Genomic DNA, 20,530 nt, shown 5'->3' on the forward strand with positions numbered 1-20,530 from the left:
CATGGGCCAGAATGAGGCCGTGCCTTCCCTGTTGCTGATCGAGGACGACGACGCCATCCGTACGGCCCTGGAGCTCTCACTGACGCGCCAGGGGCACCGTGTGGCGACCGCTGCGAGCGGTGAGGACGGTCTGAAGCTGTTGCGCGAGCAGCGGCCGGATCTGATCGTTCTGGACGTGATGCTGCCCGGCATCGACGGTTTCGAGGTGTGCCGGCGCATCCGGCGCACCGACCAGCTGCCGATCATCCTGCTCACCGCGAGGAGCGACGACATCGACGTGGTGGTCGGGCTGGAGTCCGGCGCCGACGACTATGTCGTCAAGCCCGTCCAGGGCCGGGTGCTGGACGCCCGGATCCGGGCCGTGCTGCGTCGCGGGGAGCGCGAGTCGAACGACGCGGCGACCTTCGGCAGCCTGGTCATCGACCGGGCGGCGATGACGGTGACCAAGAACGGCGAGGATCTGCAGCTCACGCCGACCGAGCTCCGGCTGCTCCTGGAGCTGAGCCGGCGGCCGGGGCAGGCGCTGTCCCGGCAGCAGCTGCTGCGCCTCGTGTGGGAGCACGACTACCTCGGTGACTCGCGGCTCGTCGACGCCTGTGTGCAGCGGCTGCGCGCCAAGGTCGAGGACGTGCCGTCGTCCCCGACGCTGATCCGTACCGTCCGCGGGGTCGGCTACCGCCTGGACGCCCCTCAGTGACAAAGCCGCAAGGGGGGTTCCGCGGCTGGTCCGCGGTGCGCAAGGGTCATCTGTCACGGCTGCGCCTCACCAGTCTGCGGCTGCGGCTCGTCGTGGTCTTCGGGGCGGTGGCGCTGACCGCCGCCGTCTCCGCGTCCGGCATCGCGTACTGGCTCAACCGCGAGGCCGTGCTCACCCGTACCCAGGGGGCGGTGCTGCGGGACTTCGAGCAGGAGATGCAGAACCGGGCGGGTTCGCTGCCGGAGCATCCCACGCAGGACGAGCTGCAGCACACCGCCGGGCAGATGGCCAACAGCAGCCAGCGCTTCAGCGTGCTGCTGGTGGGCGAGAACGCGAGCGGCACCACCGTCTACGGCAACTCCGGCGGGCTGAACGGCTTCTCGCTGGACGACGTGCCCAAGTCGCTGCGTACGGCGGTGAACAAGAAGCAGGACGTCACCGGCGGCAACAAGTCGCCGTACCACCTGTACTGGCAGCGGGTCGTGGACCACGGGACGCCGTACCTGGTGGCCGGGACGAAGGTGATCGGGGGCGGGCCGACCGGGTACATGCGCAAGTCGCTGGAGCCGGAGGCCGACGATCTCAACTCGCTGGCCTGGTCGCTGGGGATCGCCACCGCGCTGGCGCTGATCGGCGCCGCGCTGCTCGCGCAGGCCGCCGCCACGACCGTACTGAAGCCGGTGCACCGGCTGGGCGTGGCCGCGCGGCGGCTCGGCGAGGGGCGGCTGGACACCCGGCTGCGGGTGTCGGGGACCGACGAACTCGCCGATCTGTCACGGACGTTCAACCGGACGGCGGAGGCGCTGGAGAAGCGGGTCGCCGACATGGCCGCGCGGGACGACGCGTCACGGCGGTTCGTCGCCGACATGTCGCACGAACTGCGCACGCCGCTGACCGCCATCACCGCCGTCACCGAGGTGCTCGAGGAGGAGCTGGACGCCGAGTCGGGCAGCATCGACCCGATGATCGAGCCGGCCGTCCGGCTGGTGGTCAGTGAGACACGGCGGCTCAACGACCTCGTCGAGAACCTGATGGAGGTCACCCGCTTCGACGCCGGTACGGCACGGCTGGTGCTCGACAACGTCGACGTCGCCGACCAGATCACCTTCTGCATCGACGCGCGCGCGTGGCTGGACGCGGTCGACCTGGACGCCGAGCGCGGCATCCACGCCCGTCTCGACCCGCGGCGCCTGGACGTGATCCTCGCCAACCTGATCGGCAACGCGCTCAAGCACGGCGGTTCGCCGGTGCGGGTGTCGGTGCGCGAGTCCGCCGAGGACGTCGTCATCGCCGTACGCGACCACGGCCCGGGCATCCCCGAGGAGGTGCTGCCGCACGTCTTCGACCGGTTCTACAAGGCGAGCGCCTCCCGGCCGCGCTCCGACGGCAGCGGACTCGGGCTGTCCATCGCCCTGGAGAACGCCCACATCCACGGCGGCGGCATCACCGCCGCCAACTCTCCCGAGGGTGGCGCGGTGTTCACGCTGCGGCTGCCGCGGGACGCGTCGGAGCTGGTGGAACAGGGCGAGCCGGGCGAGAAGGCCGGGAAGGACGAGGGGGACGCCCGATGAACGTACGCCGTCTGCTCGCGCTCCCCCTCCTGGCCGGGCTGCTCACCGGCTGCGGGATCCGGTCCACCGAGGTGCCCACCGACTTCGGGGCCGCGCCGTCCCGGGTGCGCTGCTCGCTCAGCGAGCCGGACCTGACGACCCAGTCCGGGCGTGCCGGGGTGCCGGTGCAGGTGTTCCTGCTGTGCGGCTCGTCGCTGGTGGCCGTCGACCGCTCGGTGCGGGTGACGGACGCGCCGGCGGACTCCGAGCGGCGCGCGCTGGTGGCGCAGGGCCTGCTCGACCAGCTCGCCGAGACGCCGTCGGCGGCCGAGAAGGAGGCCGGGTACACCACCGACGTGCGCGGCGGGATGACGGTGAGCGGGCCGGGCGCGAGGGATCCGGACGACGCGCTGCGGCTGAGCGTGCCGCCGGGGAACCTGACCTCGTACGCGCTCGCCCAGGTGGTCTGCACGTTCTCGGACTCGGCGGCGGCCGAGGGCGACGGCTCGGTCGTGCTGGGCGGCCCGGGCTCGGAGCCGCTGCGCCGCTACGAGTGCACGGACGAGGTGCGCTCCCGGCCGGGCAGCGCCGAACCGCCGTCCTCCGCGGTCGCCGACGGCGGCTGACAGGCGGCGCGCCGGGTGTGGCGGACGCCTCACACCGGCTCCCGGGTCACCGTCGTCGCAGGTCACCGTCTGCCGACGGGACGGCCGTGAGCGGTGCCGCCGGAGCCGCCCGGCAGTGCCGGGCGGGGAGCCGGAACCGATCGTGCCGAGGGGTGCGTCTAGGGGTTCGTGCAGCGTCAAGGCTCCATCGGCGGCAGCGCCGCGATCCGTCTCCGTGCGACCGGGTGTGTCCTCCTGGTCGTCCACCTCGTGCTCGTCGCCTGGGTCACGCTGCGCCCACTGGACGTGCCCTGGGTGATGCCCGCCAATCTGCACCCGTTCGCCGGGATCCGGGCCGACCTGAGACTGGGCTGGCCCGAGGCGGCCCGGCGGATCGCGGACGGGCTGGCGCTGCTGGCTCCGCTGGGTGTCCTGCTGCCGCTGGTGCACGGCCGGCTCCGGGTCTCGCCGCTCGCCTCCCTGATCCGTACGGTCGCGGCGGGCGCCCTGCTGTCGCTGGCGATCGAGCTGCTGCAGACCGGGGTGCCCGGTCAGGTCGTGGATGTCGACTCGCTGCTGCTGAACACGGTGGGTGTGGCGCTCGCGCACACCGCGGTGGTGCCGGCGGCCCGGGTGTGGCTGCGCCGCAGGAGCGCGCGCCGGGTGTCCACGGCCGTCCCGCAGGAGGAAGCGGTTCAGGGTCGGACCCCGACGATTTCCAGGGTCGGGATCGCCCCGTAGTGCGAGGATTCTCGGGGTCGTGATCGCCCCGGGGAGTGACGCTTCGTCCCCTTCGTCTCCGTAGCGTTGAAGACAGGTCGGGCGGCCGCTGGGGCCGCCTCTCCCGACGCTCACGAAGGAGCCGCAGATGTCCAGCCTCGCCCGCCCCACCAACGACCGCATGATCGGCGGAGTGTGCGCCGCGCTGGCCCGCCGCTTCGGCACCTCCGCGACGACGATGCGTGTGATCTTCCTGGTCTCGTGTCTGCTGCCCGGCCCGCAGTTCCTGCTCTACATAGCGCTGTGGATCCTCTTCCCGTCGGAGGGCAAGGCGCGCACGGCCTGGTGACCCGGGACCGGTCCCGGTACCCGCGAACGCCGTTGGGGCGCGCCCGGTCCTCGGGCGCGCCCCAACGGCGTCTGGCGGGCCGGGGGTTCAGCCCAGCGGGATCCCGTTCACCGGCAGGCCGTGCGTGGGCAGGCCCTTGCCGATCGGAAGGCCGCCGATGAGACCGGCGACCGGCTTGGTCGGGCCCTGGGCGAGCGCCTGCTCGGCGACCGGCTGCACGGCGGACAGGCCCGAGGCGAGCGCGGGCTGGGCCTGCGACAGCTCGGCCTGCCCGAGCGCCTGGGTGGCACCCGGGAGCACCTTGGTGACGTTCTCCGTCGGCAGCGTCTTGGTGACCCCGTCCAGGGCCTGCGTGGCGTCCGGGACGGCCGGCGCGGCGTTCGCGGCACCCGCACCGACGGCGGCGATGGCGGCACCGAGGGCGGCGACACCGAGGGTCTTGGCAGCAGACTGCTTCATGATAAGTGCGTCCTCGAATGGGATACGGAAACCAAGCGGCTCACGACCGTAAACACCGAAAGGGGCGAGCCGCAAACATCGAAATGCGGACGGATGGTGAACACCCGCCCGCATTCCGCACCCCGGCAAACCCCGCGATCAGTCGCCCGTGGTCACGGAACCGCTGGTGGAGGAGGTCTGCTGGAACAGCCATTCGGACTTCAACTCGGCATAGCCCGGCTTGATCACGTCATTGATCATGGCGAGTCGTTCATCGAAAGGAATGAATGCTGACTTCATAGCATTGACAGAGAACCATTGCACGTCGTCGAGCGTATAACCGAATGCGTCGACAAGGTGCTCGAATTCCCGGCTCATACTGGTGCCGGACATCAGCCGGTTGTCGGTGTTGACCGTGGCCCGGAAGTGCAGGCGGCGCAGCAGACCGATGGGATGTTCGGCGTAGGAGGCGGCCGCTCCGGTCTGGAGGTTGGAGCTGGGGCACATCTCCAGGGGGATGCGCTTGTCGCGGACGTAGGAGGCGAGCCGGCCGAGCTTCACACCGCCGTCGGCGGCGACCTCGATGTCGTCGATGATGCGCACGCCGTGCCCGAGCCGGTCGGCGCCGCACCACTGCAGGGCCTGCCAGATGGACGGAAGACCGAAGGCCTCACCGGCGTGGATGGTGAAGTGGTTGTTCTCGCGCTTCAGATACTCGAAGGCGTCGAGGTGGCGGGTGGGCGGGAAGCCGGCCTCCGCGCCCGCGATGTCGAAGCCGACGACCCCGAGGTCCCGGTAGCGGTTGGCGAGTTCGGCGATCTCCAGGGCGCGGGCCGCGTGCCGCATGGCGGTGAGCAGCGCGCCGACGCGGATGCGGTGGCCGTTCTCCCGGGCCGTCCGCTCGCCCTGCCGGAAGCCCTCGTTGACGGCTTCGACGACCTCCTCCAGGGTCAGCCCGCCTTCCAGGTGCTGCTCGGGGGCGTAGCGCACCTCGGCATAGACGACACCGTCCTCGGCGAGGTCCTCGGCGCACTCGCGGGCGACCCGCACGAGCGCGTCCCGGGTCTGCATCACTCCGACGGTGTGCGAGAAGGTCTCCAAGTACCGTTCCAGGGAACCGGAGTCGGCGGCCTCCCGGAACCAGACGCCGAGCTTGTCGGGGTCGCTCTCGGGGAGGTGGGGATACCCGGTCTCCCGGGCGAGGTCGACGATCGTGCCGGGGCGCAGCCCGCCGTCGAGATGGTCGTGCAGCAGAACCTTGGGCGCCCGCCGGATCTGGTCCGAGTTCGGGGTGGTGCCCGTCTGGATGCTCTGGCTCGTCATCTCCGCACTGTAACGCCTACGCGCGTAGAGCGCCTGGCGGACGCGCGTTGCGCCGTCACGTCGATACCCAACGGTGACCGCACGGAAGGGTGGAGTACACCGGCACTTCTGACACTGTTCTGTCGTGACACACCAAACGACGCCGGTTCGAACGGCCCGGCTGGGGAGGGCGTTCGGCCCGGAGCCGAGGGCGGTGAGCGGGGTGGTGCTGCTGCTCCCCGGCGGCGAGGAGGTCTCCGAGCGCAGACCGTCGCCCCTGTGGGCGGCCGCGACCGTGCACGGCCTCGGCCGAAGGCTCACACGCGCCGGCCGGGAGGAAGGGCTGGTCACCCATGTCGTCCACTACCGCTACCGCGGCTGGAACGGCAGCGAGGCGCATCTCGCCGCGGACGCGGCATGGGCGGCCGACGAGGTCGTACGGCGCTATGGAGACGTTCCCGTGTGCCTCGCCGGGGTCGGGATGGGCGGACGGGCGGCGCTGCGGGCGGGCGGCCATGACGCCGTCAACTCGGTACTGGCGCTCGCTCCCTGGCTGCCGCAGGAGGATGTGGCCGCGCCACCCGAACCGGTGAAGCAGTTGGTGGGGCGGCGGGTGATGGTGGTGCACGGTACCCATGACGACCGGAGTGATCCGGAGTTGTCGTTTCGGCTTGCGGGCCGGGTGAAGAAGGTGAACCGGGGGGTGTGCCGGTTCGAAGTGCACGCCGACGGCCATGGGTTGCGTCAGTACTGGGACGAAGTGCTGGCGCTGGCCGAGGATTTCGTGATGGGGGTGCTGTTCGGGAGGACGTTCTCCCGGCCGGTGGAGGACGCGTTGGCCGCTCCGCCTCCCCTGGGGTTGCGGATGCCGTTGGCCGCGGGGTTCGGGCGGTCGCTGCGCCGGGGCTGACACGGGGTTCGGGTGCGGGCCGAGGGTGCTGCCCTCAGGTCGGCAGCAGGTTGCCCCTTCTCGAGAGCAGGAATTTCTTGAAGGCCGCCACCGGTGGGGTGTCCGGGTGGCCGTCCAGCCACGCCACGCCGATTTCGCGTACCGCGCGCGGGGCCGTGACCGTCAGTTCCACCACGCCGGGCCGGGGCACCGCCGGTGGAGGCAGCAGGGCCACCCCCAGGCCCGCCGCCACCAGGCCCCTCAGGGTCTCCGCCTCCTCGCCCTCGAAGGCGATCCGGGGCTTGAAGCCCGCTTCCTTGCACAGGTCGTCGGTGATGCGGCGCATGCCGTAATTCGGTTCCAGCGTGACGAAGGCCTCTTCGGCGGCCTCGGCCAGGCGGACCCGCTTGCGTCCGGCCAGGCGGTGGTCGGCCGGGACGACCAGGCGGAGCTTCTGTTCGTCCAGGCGGCGGGCGACCAGGTCGGGGGCGTCCGGGACCGGGGACGTCAGACAGAGGTCCAGTTCGCCGGCCCGGAGGCGTTCGATCATCGCCTCACCGTAGTTCTGCACCAGGCTGAAGCGGACGCGCGGGTGGTCGGCGCGGAAGGCGTGGATCAGGCCGGGCACGGTTTCGGCGCCCAGGGTGTGCAGGAAGCCGAAGGCGACCTTGCCGGTGGCCGCGTCGGCGTCGGCGCGGACCTCGTCGGCGGCCTTCTCGACCTCCGCGAGGGCGCGTTCGACCGAGGTGAGGAAGGTGCGGCCGGCCGGGGTCAGGGAGACCGTGCGGCCTCTGCGGGCGAACAGGTCCACGCCCAGATCCTGTTCCAGGCGGACCATCGCCCGGGAGAGGGTCGACTGCGGGACCTGCATCTCCTGGGCGGCACGGGTGACGTGCTCGGTTCGGGCGACCCCGGCGAAGTAGGCGAGCCTCGGGGCCAGCAACATCGACATGTCAGCCATGTCTTGTGTGTCACTGGATCGTGACAGGTGAGCCTGTGACCTCTGCTGATGCTCCATGGGAACGATTATGGCGAGTCCGTGCATTGGACGGATGAACGGGATCGTCCGTAGGTTCGAGGCATGTCTCCCGCCAGTACCGGGGCGTCCACGATCGTGGGCGCCGTCTCGTCCGTCCCCTCCTCCGACACGCGCATGACCCCCGGGGGTCCCGGCTACCGCCGGATGAGCTTCGCGCTCTTCCTCGCCGGTGTGGCGACCTTCGCCCTGCTGTACTCCACCCAGGCCCTGCTGCCGCTGATCTCCGGTGACTTCGGGGTGGCGGTGAGCGAGGCGAGCTGGACGGTGGCGGCGGCGACCGGTGGGCTGGCGCTGTTCGTCCTGCCGATGAGCGCGCTCTCCGAGCGCTACGGGCGCCGTACGGTGATGACTGGCTCGCTGGCGGTCGCGGTGACCGTCGGACTGCTGGTGCCGTTCGCGCCGTCGCTGGGCGCGCTGGTGGTGCTGCGGGCGGTGCAGGGCGCGGCCCTGGCCGGGCTGCCGGCGTCGGCGACCGCGTATCTGGCGGAGGAGGTCCGGCCGAAGGCCCTGGTCACGGCGATCGGACTGTTCGTGGCGGGCAACAGCGTCGGCGGGATGAGCGGCCGGGTCATCACCGGCTGGGTCGCGCAGGAATGGGGCTGGCGGGTCGCCGTCGGGGTGATCGGTGTGCTGGCGGTCGGGTGCGCGGTCGCGTTCCGGCTGCTGCTCCCCGCGCCCCGGCACTTCCGGGCCGGCTCGCTGCGGCCCCGCGTCCTGGCCCGTACGGTCCGCGAGCACCTGTCCAACCCGCTGCTGTGCCGGCTGTACGCCATCGGCGCGCTGTTCATGACCGTCTTCGGCGGTGTGTACACGGTCATCGGCTACCGGCTGACGGAGGCGCCGTTCTCCCTGCCGCAGGGCATCGTCGGCTCGATCTTCCTGGTGTACCTGGTGGGTACGGTGTCGGCGTCGACGGCCGGTCGTCTGGTGGGCCGGCTCGGGCGGCGCGGGGCGCTGTACCTGGCGGGCGGTACGACGGCGGCGGGCCTGCTGCTCTCCCTGGCGGACTCCCTCGCCCTCGTCCTCATGGGCCTGGTGCTCATCACGGCGGGCTTCTTCGCGGGGCACGCGGTGGCGTCCTCGGCGGTCAGCAAGACGGCGACCACCGGCCGCGCCCAGGCCTCCGCCCTCTACCAGTCCGCCTACTACATCGGCTCCAGCACCGGCTCCACGGTCGGCGCCATCGCCTTCCACTCGGGCGGCTGGGCCGGCACGGTCGGCGTGGGTGTCCTGGCGGTGCTCGGTGTCGTGACGATCACCGTGCTGGGGACCCGAGCCGCGCGCCGGGAGACGCTGGTCGCCGCGCACTGAACAACTCCCCCGTTCCCCCTGCTCAGCGCCGGTCGTCGGTGGTGGCCGGTGGCCTCCGGCCGACAACTGGGCCGGGCAGGGGTTTGCCGAGGGTCGGGCAGGGGTTTGTCGAGGGGGGTTCCGGGTCGACCGCGGTGACCCGGCCGTGGAGGCAGCTCGTCCGAATTCCGCCGCCCCCTCACCGCTGTGACCTGCGGCTTCGCCGACTCGGCAGGCCAGTGTCAGTGGCCTGCGGTAGCTTCCGAAGTGCTGGGCGCGAAGGCGCGTGACAGGACGGCCACAGGGGCGGGTGGACGACGATGAGTGACGGTACGGCGGGCGCTTCGACGATCGAGGACCTCGACGTCAGGCTGGAGAAGCACCGGGTCGAGCTGACCGGCTACTGCTACCGCATGCTCGGCTCCTCCTTCGAGGCCGAGGACGCGGTGCAGGACACCCTGGTGCGGGCCTGGCGGAGCTACGAGAAGTTCGAGGGCCGCTCCAGCCTGCGCTCCTGGCTGTACCGGATCGCGACGAACGTCTGCCTGGACATGCTCACGGCGGGCAACAAGCGGGCGAGGCCGATGGACCTCTCCGAGTCCACCCCGCTCGCCCAGGCGGCCCTGTCCCCCCGCCCCGACCACACCTGGCTGGAGCCGATGCCCGACGCGCGCGTCCTGCCGACGGTGGAGGACCCGGCGGAGGCGGCGGTCGCCAAGGAGTCGGTACGGCTGGCGTTCATGGCCGCGCTGCAGCAGCTGCCGCCGAAGCAGCGGGCGGTGCTGATCCTGCGCGAGGTGCTGGCGTGGCGGGCCAGCGAGGTCGCCGAGCTGCTCGACACCTCGGTCGCCTCGGTCAACAGCGCGCTGCAGCGGGCGCGGGCGACGCTCGCCGAACGGGCTCAGGCGGGCGCGGACGCGGCCGTGTCGGACCCGCTGGACGAGGAGCAGCAGAAGTTGCTGGAGCGCTATGTGGCGGCCTTCGAGGGCTATGACATGACGGCGCTGACGGCCCTCCTGCACGAGGACGCCATCATGACGATGCCGCCGTTCGACCTGTGGCTGACGGGCCACGACGACATCACGGGCTTCATGACGACGCTCGGCTCGGCCTGCGAGGGCTCGCGCCTGCTGCCGGTGCGGGTGAACGGTCTGCCGGGGTTCGCCCAGTACAAGCCCGACCCGGAGTCGGGCGGGTTCACTCCCTGGGCGATCCAGGTCCTGGAGATGTCAGACGGCCGCCTCACCGGGTTCCACTTCTACCTCGACACCAAGCGCTGGTTCCCCCTCTTCGGCCTCCCCCTCCATCTCGAAGCGGAGTCCGACGACGTCGAGCAGGGCGTGTAGGGCGGCGTCGGGGGCCCGCAGGCGTATCCGCCCCCCGGCCCGCCGCGCGGCGAGCTGGAGACGTGCCAGCAGGTCCACGGCGGCAAGCCCCGGCGGCCCGAGCCCGGCCACGTCACAGACGAGGACCCCGCCGCCGGCGGCCTCCAGCAGGGTGCGTACGTCGTCGGCGAGCCCCGCCACCCGGTCGCGGGTGACGGGGCCGTTCAGGGCGAGCACGGGCGGTGTTTTGGGGTCCACGTACGGTAGACCCGCACGGGGGCCCCGACTCATCGGAACCGATGAAACCGCCGATCAGGCGATGCGTTCCAGCACCACCGGGGACGAGGTGAACGTCGTGCCCGCCGCTGCGATGTCGTAGGAGCCCGCCACCGCCTGGAGCGCGTACTCGAAGCGCTCGGGGGTGTCGGTGTGGAGGGTGAGGAGGGGCTGGCCCTCGGTCACCGTGTCGCCGGGCTTGGCGTGCATCTCCACGCCGGCGCCCGCCTGCACCGGGTCCTCCTTGCGGGCGCGGCCCGCACCGAGGCGCCAGGCGGCGATGCCGATGTCGTAGGCGTCGAGGCGGGTGAGGACGCCCGAGGAGGGGGCCTTCACCACGTGCTGCTCCCTCGCGGTGGGCAGGGGCGCGTCCGGGTCGCCGCCCTGGGCCGCGATCATGCGGCGCCAGACGTCCATCGCCGAGCCGTCGGCCAGCGCCTTCGCCGGGTCGGCGTCCTTCACACCGGCCGCGTCGAGCATCTCGCGGGCCAGGGCGACGGTCAGCTCGACGACGTCCGCCGGGCCGCCGCCCGCGAGGACCTCGACCGACTCGCGGACCTCCAGGGCGTTGCCGGCGGTGAGGCCGAGCGGGGTGGACATGTCCGTCAGCAGGGCGACCGTCTTCACGCCGTGGTCCGTGCCCAGGCCGACCATCGTGGACGCCAGTTCGCGGGCGTCCTCGAGGGTCTTCATGAAGGCGCCGGTGCCGACCTTCACGTCCAGGACCAGCGAGCCGGTGCCCTCGGCGATCTTCTTCGACATGATCGAGGAGGCGATGAGCGGGATCGCCTCGACCGTGCCGGTCACGTCCCGCAGTGCGTAGAGCTTCTTGTCGGCCGGGGCCAGACCGTCGCCCGCCGCGCAGATCACGGCGCCGGTGGTGTCGAGGACGTGCAGCATCTCCTCGTTGGAGAGCAGGGCCCGCCAGCCCGGGACGGACTCCAGCTTGTCCAGGGTGCCGCCGGTGTGGCCGAGGCCGCGGCCGGAGAGCTGCGGGACGGCCGCGCCGCAGGCCGCGACGAGCGGAGCAAGCGGGAGCGTGATCTTGTCACCGACGCCGCCCGTGGAGTGCTTGTCGGCCGTCGGGCGGGACAGGGACGAGAAGTCCATGCGCTCGCCGGAGGCGATCATCGCGGCCGTCCAGCGGGCGATCTCCCGGCGGTTCATGCCGTTGAGCAGGATGGCCATCGCGAGCGACGACATCTGCTCGTCGGCGACCTCGCCACGGGTGTACGCGTCGATGACCCAGTCGATCTGCTCGTCGCTGAGCTCACCGCGGTCCCGCTTGGTGCGGATGACGGAGATGGCGTCCATGGCCATGGCTTTCCTTCCGGTGGTGCGGGTGGTGCAGAAAGAAGTCTCGGGAAAGTGCGCGGCCCCTCTGCCCGGATCGAAGCGGGTCAGAGGGGCCGCGCGGGAGTCACTTGGTGAGATGGTCCGGGCCGAAGGCCTGCGGGAGCATCTCCGCGAGGGGCAGGATCCCCGCCGGCGTCTCCAGCAGGAGCCCGCCGCCGCCGAACTCGTACAGCAGCTGGCGGCAGCGTCCGCACGGGACGAGGATCTCGCCCCTGCCGTCCACGCAGGTGAAGTGGGTGAGCCGGCCGCCGCCGGTGTTCTGCAGCTCGGAGACCAGCCCGCACTCGGCGCACAGGCCGAGTCCGTAGGAGGCGTTCTCGACGTTGCAGCCGGAGACGATCCGGCCGTCGTCCACGAGGGCCGCCACGCCGACCGGGTAGCCGGAGTAAGGGGCGTAAGCCCGGGACATGGCGTCCCGGGCCACAGAACGCAGCTTCTCCCAGTCGACCGTGTCGGCGGCGGGGGTCACTTGCCCTGCCCCTTCCGGTACGGCAGCCCGTCCGCCTTCGGCATGCGCAGGCGCTGGGCGGAGAGGGAGAGGACCAGGAGGGTGACGACGTACGGGGTGGCCGTGACGACCTGGTTCGGAACGTCGTCGGTGCTGACGTACCAGATGAACATCAGGGCCGAGACGGCGGCGGTGATCGCGGCGGGGACGTACTTCTTCCTCCACGCCAGGTAGGCCACGCCGGCCACCAGCAGGATCGCGAGCAGCAGGATCAGCGCGTGCACGTTGGTCGCGCCGCCCCGCAGGTTGAGGCTGTCGGTGTAGCCGAACAGGCCCGCGCCCAGCGCCAGTCCGCCCGGCATCCAGTTGCCGAAGATCATCGCGGCGAGACCGATGTAACCGCGGCCGGCGGTCTGGCCGTCGAGGTAGACGTTCGACGCGACGATCGACAGGAACGCGCCGCCGAGTCCGGCGAAGCCGCCGGAGATGATCACGGCGATGTACTTGTACTTGTAGACGTTGACGCCGAGGGACTCCGCCGCGACCGGGTTCTCGCCGCAGGAGCGCAGCCGCAGGCCGAAGGAGGTGCGCCACAGCACGTACCAGGTGCCCGGTACGAGGGCGACGGCGACGACGGTGAGCGGCGACAGGTTGGTGATCAGCCCGCCGACCAGGCCGGCGAGGTCGGAGACCAGGAACCAGTGCTTGTCGTTGAGGGTCTCGAGCCAGCCGGACAGGCCGGGGATGTCGAAGGTGCCCAGCGAGTCGATCGGCGGGGACTGCTTGGAGGAGCCCTGCGGGGCGTCCTCGAACGTGAACTTCGACAGGTAGCGGGTGACGCCGAGGGCCAGGATGTTCAGGGCCACACCGGAGACGATGTGGTTGACGTTGAAGGTCACGGTGGCGATGGCGTGCAGGACGGCGCCGAGCGCGCCGCCGATGATGCCGAAGACGACACCGGTCCACGGGCCCCACTGGTAGCCGGCCCAGGCGCCGAACCAGGTACCGAGGATCATCATGCCCTCGAGGCCGATGTTGACGACGCCCGCCCGCTCGGCCCACAGACCGCCGAGGCCGGCGAGCCCGATCGGTACGGCGGCGCGCAGGGCGGTGGACATCTGGCCGGTGGACGTGATGCCGTCCGCGCCGGTGATCAGGCGGACGATCGAGGTGAGGATCAGGACGCCCGAGATGACCAGCAGGAGCACGGGCAGCGACATCCGGCGGCCGCCCTTGCCGGGCTGATGGGCCTTCGGCTTCGCGATGGTCGCGGTGCTCATCAGACCGCCACCTCCTTCTTGGTGTTCGCGGCGGCGGCGAGTTCCTCGCCGACGCGCTTCTGCTGGCGGCGCAGACCCCAGGTGCGGACGACCTCGTAGGAGATGACGACCGCGAAGACGATCAGGCCCTGCATGATCATCGCGATCTCCTTCTCGTACGGCTCCGGAGTCGCGTAGTCAAGCGCGGGCGACGCCTTGTCGAGGAAGGCCCACAGCAGGGAGGCGAGGGCGATGCCGCCGGGGTTGTTGCGGCCCAGCAGGGCGATGCCGATGGCGGTGAAACCGACGCCCGTCGGGAAGCTCAGGCTGTAGGTGTGGGCGTCGCCGAGCAGCAGCGGCAGACCGGCGAGGCCGGAGACGGCACCGGAGATGATCATCACGGTGAGGATCATGCGCTTGGCGTCGACGCCGGAGGCGGCGGCGGCCGACTCGGACTCACCGGTGGCACGCAGGTCGAAGCCGAAGCGGGTGCGGTTGAGGACCAGCCAGTAGACGAGGCCGAGGGCGACGGCGAGGAAGACCAGGCCGTAGATCTCGCCGACGTCCGGGCCGAGGTCGATGCCGGGGACCCAGCCGGACTCCTTCATGATGCCGGTCGTCTTGTTGTCGCCGACCAGCTCGCCGAAGAGGTCGGGGAGGGTGAGGTAGGCGATGAGGCTGGTGGCGATCGCGTTGAGCATGATCGTCGCGACGACCTCGCTGACGCCCCGGGTGACCTTCAGGACGCCCGCGACACCGGCCCAGATGCCACCGGTGAGCGCGGCGACCAGCAGCAGCAGCGGGATCTGCAGGAAGGCCGGCAGGTCCATGTGCGCGCCGACCACCGCGGTCATCATCGCGGCCAGGCGGTACTGGCCGTCGACGCCGATGTTGAAGAGGTTCATGCGGAAGCCGAGGGCGACCGCCAGGGCGGCGATGTAGTACAGCGACGCCTGGTTGATGATCAGCACCTGGACGTCGGAGTAGCCGATCTGCTCCACCATGAGCGTGTACGGCTCGATCGGGCTCTTACCCGAGGCGATCAGCACGACCGAGGTCAGCAGGATCGCCGCGACGAGCGCCATGACCGGTCCGGCCACGGCGAGGAGCAGGCGCTCCTTGTCGAACTTCTTCATCGGGCCTCGTCCTCCGGACCGGCGGCTGCGTCGTCTTCCGCAGGCGTCTCTACGTGTTCCAGGTGACCGGTCGCGGCGCCGGTCATGGCGGAGCCGAGCTCCTCGGGGGTGATGGTGGCGGGGTCGGCGTCCGCGACCAGCCTGCCGTTGTAGATCACCCGCAGGGTGTCCGACAGACCGATGAGCTCGTCCAGGTCGGCGGAGATCAGCAGCACCGCCAGGCCCTCGCGGCGGGCCTCGCGGATGCGGTCCCAGATCTGGGCCTGCGCGCCGACGTCCACACCGCGGGTGGGGTGGGCGGCGATCAGGAACTTCGGGTTGTGGCTCATCTCGCGGCCGACGATCAGCTTCTGCTGGTTGCCGCCGGAGAGGGAGGCGGCGGTGACGTCGATGCCGGGGGTGCGGACGTCGAACTCCTCGACGATCCGGCGGGTGTCGGCCTGGGCGCCCTTGGGGTTCAGCCAGAAGCCCTTGGCGTTGGGGGTCTCGGTGACGTGGCCGAGGATGCGGTTCTCCCAGAGGGGCGCCTCCAGGAGCAGGCCCTGGCGGTGGCGGTCCTCGGGGATGTAGCCGACGCCGGACTCGCGGCGCCTGCGGGTGGGCCAGGGGGTGATGTCCTCGCCGAGGAAGGCGATGGTGCCGGAGTCGGCGTTCTTGGTGCCGATCAGCGCGTCGATCAGCTCGGTCTGGCCGTTGCCCTCGACACCGGCGATGCCCATGACCTCACCGGCGTGGATGGTGAAGCTGACGTCGTCCAGGACGCGCTTGACCTCGCCGCCGGCCTCCACGAGGGAGCCGCCGACGGGCTCGGACTCGACGCCCAGGGAGGCGCCGCCGCTGGCGTAGACGGTGAGGCTGTCGACCCTGATCACGGCCTGGTCGGTGACCGTGGACTCGGCGGTCTCCGGGGTGGGCAGCTCGCTGCCGACCATCATCTCGGCGAGCTGGCGCGGGGTGGTCTCGGAGGGTACGGCGGTGCCGACCGTGGTACCGCGCCGGATGACGGTGATGTCGTCGGCGACCGACAGCACCTCGCCGAGCTTGTGGGAGATGAAGATGACGGAGAGGCCCTCGGACTTCAGCTCGCGCAGGTTGTCGAAGAGCGCGTCGACCTCCTGCGGGACGAGCACGGCGGTCGGCTCGTCGAGGATGAGGGTCCGGGCGCCGCGGAAGAGGACCTTGAGGATCTCCACGCGCTGGCGGTCGGCGACCCCGAGGTCCTCGACCAGGGCATCGGGGCGGACGCCGAGGCCGTAGCGGTCGGAGATCTCCTTGATCTTCTTACGGGCGGCGCCGCCGATGCCGTACAGCTTCTCGCTGCCCAGCACGACGTTCTCCAGGACGGTCAGGTTGTCCGCCAGCATGAAGTGCTGGTGGACCATGCCGATGCCGCGGGCGATGGCGTCGGCGGGGCTGGAGAAGCTCACCTGGTCGCCGTCGACGGCGATGGTGCCCTCGTCCGGCTTCTGCATGCCGTAGAGGATCTTCATCAGGGTCGACTTGCCGGCGCCGTTCTCCCCGACGAGGGCGTGGACGGTGCCCTTGCGGACGGCCAGATGGATGTCGTGGTTGGCGACGACACCGGGGAAGCGCTTGGTGATACCCGCCAGCTCTACCGCGATCGTCGACTGTGCGGTGAGCGGAGGGCTGCTGGACGCGTCGATGGCGCACTCTCCTTGGGAAAGGGGCCGCTCTACGCGCGTAGCGCCCCTGCTTTAAATAGTGCCCGGATCGAATCGATCTTTAATGATCTTGGTGGCCATGATCCCGATGGCGATCTCGATCAGTTCCGATCCGTTCCGAGCATTCTGCCGCGCGAACGGGGCGCGGGCGGTCCTGGCGGACCGATCTTTCCCGTGCCCCGTTCCGCGGCCGTAACGCTGTCATTACAGCGTTCGGTTGGCCAATGCCTCCGACCGGTTCAGTTCCCCGGATCAGGAGGTCTTGACGGTGATGCTGCCGTCCTTGATGCCCTCTTCGGCCTTCTTGATCGCGGCCTGGATGTCGGCGTTGCCGGAGAAGGTCGGGTTGGAGTTCGACAGGCTCACGCCACCGTTCTCCAGGCTGCCACGGACGACGCCCGTCTCCGGCTTGCCGTCCTTGACGGACTTGGCCAGCGTGTAGACCGCGCCCTGGACGTTCTTCATGGCGGAGGTCAGGATCGAGTCCTTGTACGCCTTCAGCGCGTCCTGCTTGTACTGGTCGGAGTCGACGCCGATGGCCCACACCTTGTTGGCGTTGGCGGCCTTGATGACGCCCTGACCGGAGAGGCCGGCGGCGGCGTAGACGACGTCCGCACCGGCGTCGATCTGGCCCTCGGCGGCGCTCTCACCCTTGTCCGGGCTGGAGAAGCCACCCTCGGCGGCGGTCTCGGTCAGGTACTGCGACTTGACCGTGACGCCCTTCTTGGTGTCCTCGACGCCCTGCTGGAAGCCGGCCTCGAACTTGTGGATCAGCGGCACGTCCACACCGCCGATGAAGCCCACCACGTTGGACTTGGTGGCCTTGGCGGCGGCGACGCCGGCGAGGTAGGAGGCCTGCTCCTCGTGGAAGACGAGGTCGGCGACGTTGTCGGCCTTGATGGTCTCGTCGTCGACGATGCCGAAGGTGGTCTTCGGGTACTTGGCCGCGACCTCCTTGACGGCCGGCGCGTAGGCGAAGCCGACGCCGATGACCGGGTTGTAACCGGCCTTGGCGAGGCTCTCCAGGCGCTGCACCTTGTCCGCGTCGGACTCGTTGTCCTGCGGCTCGACCGCGGTGGACTTGTAGCCGAACTCCTTGTCGGCCTGCTCCAGGCCGGCGGTCGCGGCGTCGTTGAAGGACTGGTCGCCCTTGCCGCCGACGTCGTACGCGAGAGCGAGGCCCAGGTTCTTGCCGCTGCTCTCGGACGAGGACGACGATGTGGACGAGCTTCCACAGGCGGAAACGGTCACTGCGAGAGCTGCGGTGGCAACACCCGCAACCGCGATTCGGGACACCCGGCGCATGGAACGAGACTCCTTTGTGCAAGCGCCCAAACCAGGCGCTGGTTCCGCCGCAGCGTAACGCGCGTAGACCGGGAGGAAAAACCCTTCTGTCCGCTCCGTTATCGAGCTGTGGCCACAGTTGTCTTCAAGCGTACGTACGGCAGTACGCCCCTTGCGGGAGGCAAGGGGCGCATGGGCTGCGAGGACGCCCGGAAGCCGTAGTCACGGCCTTCCGGAACGGGATTCCGGTTGTTACTTGGTGTTGACCGTGACCTTGCCGTCGATGATGTCCTGCTTGGCCTTGTTCACGGCGTCCACGACGTCGGTCATCGCCTTGTACTTCGGGTTGGAGTCGGCGAAGCCGACGCCGTCGTTGGAGAGGCTGCCGCGGACCGCGCCGGACAGGGGCTTGCCCTCGTAGACGGACTTCACGAGGTCGTAGACCGCGCCGCCGACGTTCTTCAGCGCCGAGCCGAGGATGTAGTCCTTGTACGCCTTCAGCGCGCTCTGGTTGTACTGGTCGGAGTCGACACCGATGGCCCACACCTTCTTGGCGGCGGCCTCGGTGATCACGCCCTGGCCGGAGAGGCCGGCCGCGTGGTAGATGACGTCGGCGCCGGCCTCGATCTGGCCGCCGGCCGCGTCCTTGCCCTTGTCCGGGCTGGAGAACCCGCCCTCCTGGGGCGTCTCCGTCAGGTACTGCGACTCGATCTTGATGCTCGGGTTGACCGACTTGGCGCCCTGGACGTACCCGGCCTCGAACTTGTGGATCAGCGGGATGTCCACGCCGCCGATGAAGCCGATGTGGGCCTTCTTGGAGGCCTTGGCGGCGGCGACGCCGGCCAGGTAGGAGGCCTGCTCCTCGTGGAAGACCATGTCGGCGACGTTCTTCGCCTGGACGGTCTCGTCGTCGATGATCCCGAAGGTGGTGTTCGGGAACTTGGCGGCGACCTCCTTGACGGCCGGCCCGTAGACGAAGCCGACGCCGATCACCGGGTTGTAGCCGGCCTGGGCCAGCTGGGTCAGGCGCTGGACCTTGTCCGCGTCGGTCTCGTTGTCCTGCGGCTCGACGTCCCGGCCGCTGATGCCGAACTCCTTCTCGGCCTTCTGCAGGCCGGCGTAGGCGGCGTCGTTGAAGGACTGGTCGCCCTTGCCGCCGATGTCGTACGCGAGCCCGATGCCCTTGCCCGAGTACTTCCCGGACTCCGTCTCGCTCGCCTTGGAACCGGTGCTGGACTCACCGCAGCCGGCAGCCGCGAGTGCGACGACCGCGGCGGTCACCGCTGCCTGGGAGAATCTTCTGTTCCGAGATATCAGACGCACAGCAAGTACCCCTTCGAATCCCCACGGCACCGTGACCCGGCCCGCTTTCCCCTGGTGGAGCCGTCCGTGAAGGCTCCCCAACAAGCCGTTCGCGGTGGCGATGGGTCGGACAGTAACGCGCGTAGACGAGGAGGGGAACGGGGTTCCTCGCTCCCGTTATCGATTCGTGCCGACCCCGGGTTACAAGCGCGTCCTGGCGGTTACGGGTCGGTGACACAAGGGGACGAAGGGGCGCCTTTCGGTCACCCCTTCGCTGTGGTGACCGTCAGGTGAGGCGGGTCTCCGCGTCCAGCAGCGCGGCGGCCGTGAACAGCTCCACGCCTACGGTGATCGCGAACTCGTCGGCGTCGAAGTCGCCCTGGTGCAGATCACGGACGGTGCGCTCACCCGGCGGCCGGACCCCGAGCCGGGCCATGGCTCCGGGCACCCGCTCCAGGTACCAGGAGAAGTCCTCCCCGCCGAGGCTCTGCTCGGTGCCCTCCACGGACTCCTCACCGCGCCGGGCGACCATCGCGTCGCGCAGCAGCCCGGTCACCTCGGCGTTGTTGACGACGGGCGGAACCCCCCGCACGTAGTTGATCTCGGACTTGGCGCGGTGCAGGTTGGCGACCTCGTCGATCGCCGCGACGACGATGTCCGGGGCCTGCCGCCAGGCGTCGATGTCCAGGCAGCGGACGGTGCCGGCCAGCTCGGCATGCTGCGGAATCACATTCGGGGCGTGCCCGCTCTCGATACGTCCCCAGGTGACGGCCAGCCCGGCCCGGGTGTCGACCCGCCGCCCCACGAGCGCGGGCACGTCGGTGACGACCCGCGCGACCGCGGTGACGAGGTCCGTCGTCAGATGGGGGCGGGCGGTGTGCCCGCCGGGACCGTCCAGCGTGATCTCCAGGCGATCGCAGGCGGAGGTGATGGCCCCTTCCCGCAGGCCGATGATCCCGGCGTCGACGCGCGGATCGCAGTGCACGGCGATGATCCGCCCGACCCCGTCCAGCGCGCCGCACTCGATGGCGTCGGCGGCACCGCCGGGCAGCACCTCCTCGGCGGGCTGGAAGATCAGCCGCACGGGCCGCGGCAGACGACCCTGCCGGTGCAGCTCGGCGAGGACGAGGCCGGCCCCCAGGACGACGGCGGTGTGCACGTCGTGACCACAGGCGTGGGCCCGGTCCGGCACGGTGGACCGGTACGCGCACTCGGTCTTGGTGTCCGGGATGGGCAGGGCGTCGATGTCGGCCCGCATGGCGAGGATGGGCGCGCCGACGACCGGCTCCCCCTCCTCGATCCCGATGTCACAGATGAGGCCGGTTCCGATGGTGAGGACGCGCGGCTTGAGCCCCGCCTTCTCCAGGCGGGCCTTGATCGCGGCCGTGGTACGGAACTCCTGGTTGCCGAGCTCGGGGTGCATGTGCATGTCGCGGCGGAAGGCGACAAGCTCTGCGCGCAGGGCTTCCGGCAGCGTGCCGGGCAGGGCGCGCTTCGAAGGATCGGCCTCGGACTCTCGGGACATCAGTCGGTTCACCCTCTGAAGGGTAGGACGCCGAGGCGGTCAACTGACCCGATCAACA

At 70.5% G+C, this 20,530-nt stretch carries 20 protein-coding genes; 8 read left to right on the forward strand and 12 right to left on the reverse strand.

Features of this window, described 5'->3' with window-relative positions:
• Positions 1–19: 19 nt before the first annotated feature.
• From afsQ1 to ACIBVL_RS17450, 5 genes are all read left to right on the forward strand, one after another.
• Positions 20–697: a two-component system response regulator AfsQ1 gene (afsQ1, locus tag ACIBVL_RS17430; RefSeq protein ID WP_390658337.1), complete on the forward strand. Its 678-nt coding sequence runs from the start codon at positions 20–22 to the stop codon at positions 695–697.
• The gene (locus ACIBVL_RS17435; protein ID WP_399098030.1) at positions 694–2,268 is read left to right on the forward strand and encodes a sensor histidine kinase; all 1,575 of its coding nucleotides are present in this window, start codon (positions 694–696) and stop codon (positions 2,266–2,268) included. The genes afsQ1 and ACIBVL_RS17435 overlap by 4 nt, the downstream gene beginning before the upstream one ends.
• On the forward strand, positions 2,265–2,873 hold the full coding sequence (locus ACIBVL_RS17440) for a hypothetical protein (RefSeq protein ID WP_399098031.1): 609 nt from the start codon (positions 2,265–2,267) through the stop codon (positions 2,871–2,873). The genes ACIBVL_RS17435 and ACIBVL_RS17440 overlap by 4 nt, the downstream gene beginning before the upstream one ends.
• A gap of 168 nt (positions 2,874–3,041) precedes the next feature.
• Positions 3,042–3,593, forward strand: a complete 552-nt coding sequence (locus ACIBVL_RS17445) for a VanZ family protein (RefSeq protein WP_399098032.1) — start codon at positions 3,042–3,044, stop codon at positions 3,591–3,593.
• 127 nt (positions 3,594–3,720) lie between these two features.
• Positions 3,721–3,921, forward strand: a complete 201-nt coding sequence (locus ACIBVL_RS17450) for a PspC domain-containing protein (protein ID WP_399098033.1) — start codon at positions 3,721–3,723, stop codon at positions 3,919–3,921.
• An 87-nt stretch (positions 3,922–4,008) separates the two neighbouring features.
• Here the strand turns inward: ACIBVL_RS17450 and ACIBVL_RS17455 are convergent, their stop codons facing one another.
• On the reverse strand, positions 4,009–4,380 hold the full coding sequence (locus ACIBVL_RS17455; RefSeq protein ID WP_399098034.1) for an ATP-binding protein: 372 nt from the start codon (positions 4,378–4,380) through the stop codon (positions 4,009–4,011).
• 138 nt (positions 4,381–4,518) lie between these two features.
• Entirely contained in the window at positions 4,519–5,682 is a 1,164-nt protein-coding gene (locus tag ACIBVL_RS17460; protein WP_399098035.1) for an adenosine deaminase, read from the reverse strand.
• Between the two features lie 124 nt (positions 5,683–5,806).
• Here ACIBVL_RS17460 and ACIBVL_RS17465 point away from each other — a divergent pair, with 124 nt between their 5' ends.
• Entirely contained in the window at positions 5,807–6,571 is a 765-nt protein-coding gene (locus ACIBVL_RS17465; protein WP_399098036.1) for an alpha/beta hydrolase, read from the forward strand.
• A gap of 34 nt (positions 6,572–6,605) precedes the next feature.
• Here ACIBVL_RS17465 and ACIBVL_RS17470 read toward each other — a convergent pair whose 3' ends face one another.
• Complete coding sequence (locus ACIBVL_RS17470; protein WP_399098037.1) at positions 6,606–7,568, reverse strand: LysR family transcriptional regulator; 963 nt, start codon at positions 7,566–7,568, stop codon at positions 6,606–6,608.
• A gap of 63 nt (positions 7,569–7,631) precedes the next feature.
• On the opposite strand from ACIBVL_RS17470, the gene ACIBVL_RS17475 reads away from it, so the two are divergent.
• Both ACIBVL_RS17475 and ACIBVL_RS17480 read left to right on the forward strand, forming a co-directional pair.
• On the forward strand, positions 7,632–8,900 hold the full coding sequence (locus ACIBVL_RS17475) for an MFS transporter (RefSeq protein ID WP_399098038.1): 1,269 nt from the start codon (positions 7,632–7,634) through the stop codon (positions 8,898–8,900).
• 299 nt (positions 8,901–9,199) lie between these two features.
• On the forward strand, positions 9,200–10,225 hold the full coding sequence (locus ACIBVL_RS17480; protein ID WP_399098039.1) for a sigma-70 family RNA polymerase sigma factor: 1,026 nt from the start codon (positions 9,200–9,202) through the stop codon (positions 10,223–10,225).
• On the opposite strand, the gene ACIBVL_RS17485 is transcribed toward ACIBVL_RS17480, so the two are convergent.
• From ACIBVL_RS17485 to ACIBVL_RS17525, 9 genes are all read right to left on the reverse strand, one after another.
• Positions 10,109–10,495 carry an STAS domain-containing protein gene (locus ACIBVL_RS17485; protein ID WP_399098040.1) on the reverse strand — a complete coding sequence of 129 codons (387 nt, stop codon included), beginning with the start codon at positions 10,493–10,495 and terminating at the stop codon, positions 10,109–10,111. The genes ACIBVL_RS17480 and ACIBVL_RS17485 overlap by 117 nt on opposite strands.
• 21 nt (positions 10,496–10,516) lie before the next feature.
• Positions 10,517–11,800 (reverse strand): thymidine phosphorylase, encoded by a 1,284-nt coding sequence (locus ACIBVL_RS17490; protein ID WP_399098041.1) that lies wholly within the window; start codon positions 11,798–11,800, stop codon positions 10,517–10,519.
• Between the two features lie 100 nt (positions 11,801–11,900).
• A complete protein-coding gene (locus ACIBVL_RS17495) occupies positions 11,901–12,305 on the reverse strand; it encodes a cytidine deaminase (RefSeq protein WP_399098042.1) in 405 nt (134 codons plus the stop codon).
• A complete protein-coding gene (locus ACIBVL_RS17500) occupies positions 12,302–13,564 on the reverse strand; it encodes an ABC transporter permease (RefSeq protein WP_399098043.1) in 1,263 nt (420 codons plus the stop codon). Before ACIBVL_RS17500 ends, ACIBVL_RS17495 begins: the two co-directional genes overlap by 4 nt.
• A complete protein-coding gene (locus ACIBVL_RS17505) occupies positions 13,564–14,679 on the reverse strand; it encodes an ABC transporter permease (protein WP_399098044.1) in 1,116 nt (371 codons plus the stop codon). The genes ACIBVL_RS17500 and ACIBVL_RS17505 overlap by 1 nt, the downstream gene beginning before the upstream one ends.
• Entirely contained in the window at positions 14,676–16,343 is a 1,668-nt protein-coding gene (locus ACIBVL_RS17510; RefSeq protein WP_399098431.1) for an ABC transporter ATP-binding protein, read from the reverse strand. The genes ACIBVL_RS17505 and ACIBVL_RS17510 overlap by 4 nt, the downstream gene beginning before the upstream one ends.
• A gap of 270 nt (positions 16,344–16,613) precedes the next feature.
• Positions 16,614–17,666, reverse strand: a complete 1,053-nt coding sequence (locus ACIBVL_RS17515; RefSeq protein WP_399098045.1) for a BMP family protein — start codon at positions 17,664–17,666, stop codon at positions 16,614–16,616.
• 231 nt (positions 17,667–17,897) lie between these two features.
• Complete coding sequence (locus ACIBVL_RS17520) at positions 17,898–18,968, reverse strand: BMP family protein (RefSeq protein ID WP_399098046.1); 1,071 nt, start codon at positions 18,966–18,968, stop codon at positions 17,898–17,900.
• 265 nt (positions 18,969–19,233) lie between these two features.
• Positions 19,234–20,472, reverse strand: coding sequence for an amidohydrolase (locus ACIBVL_RS17525; protein WP_399098432.1), 1,239 nt, complete (start codon positions 20,470–20,472; stop codon positions 19,234–19,236).
• Between the last annotated feature and the right edge of the window lie 58 nt (positions 20,473–20,530).

Origin of the sequence: Streptomyces sp. NPDC049687, assembly GCF_044465285.1 — a bacterium.
In the GTDB taxonomy this organism is placed as follows: domain Bacteria; phylum Actinomycetota; class Actinomycetes; order Streptomycetales; family Streptomycetaceae; genus Streptomyces.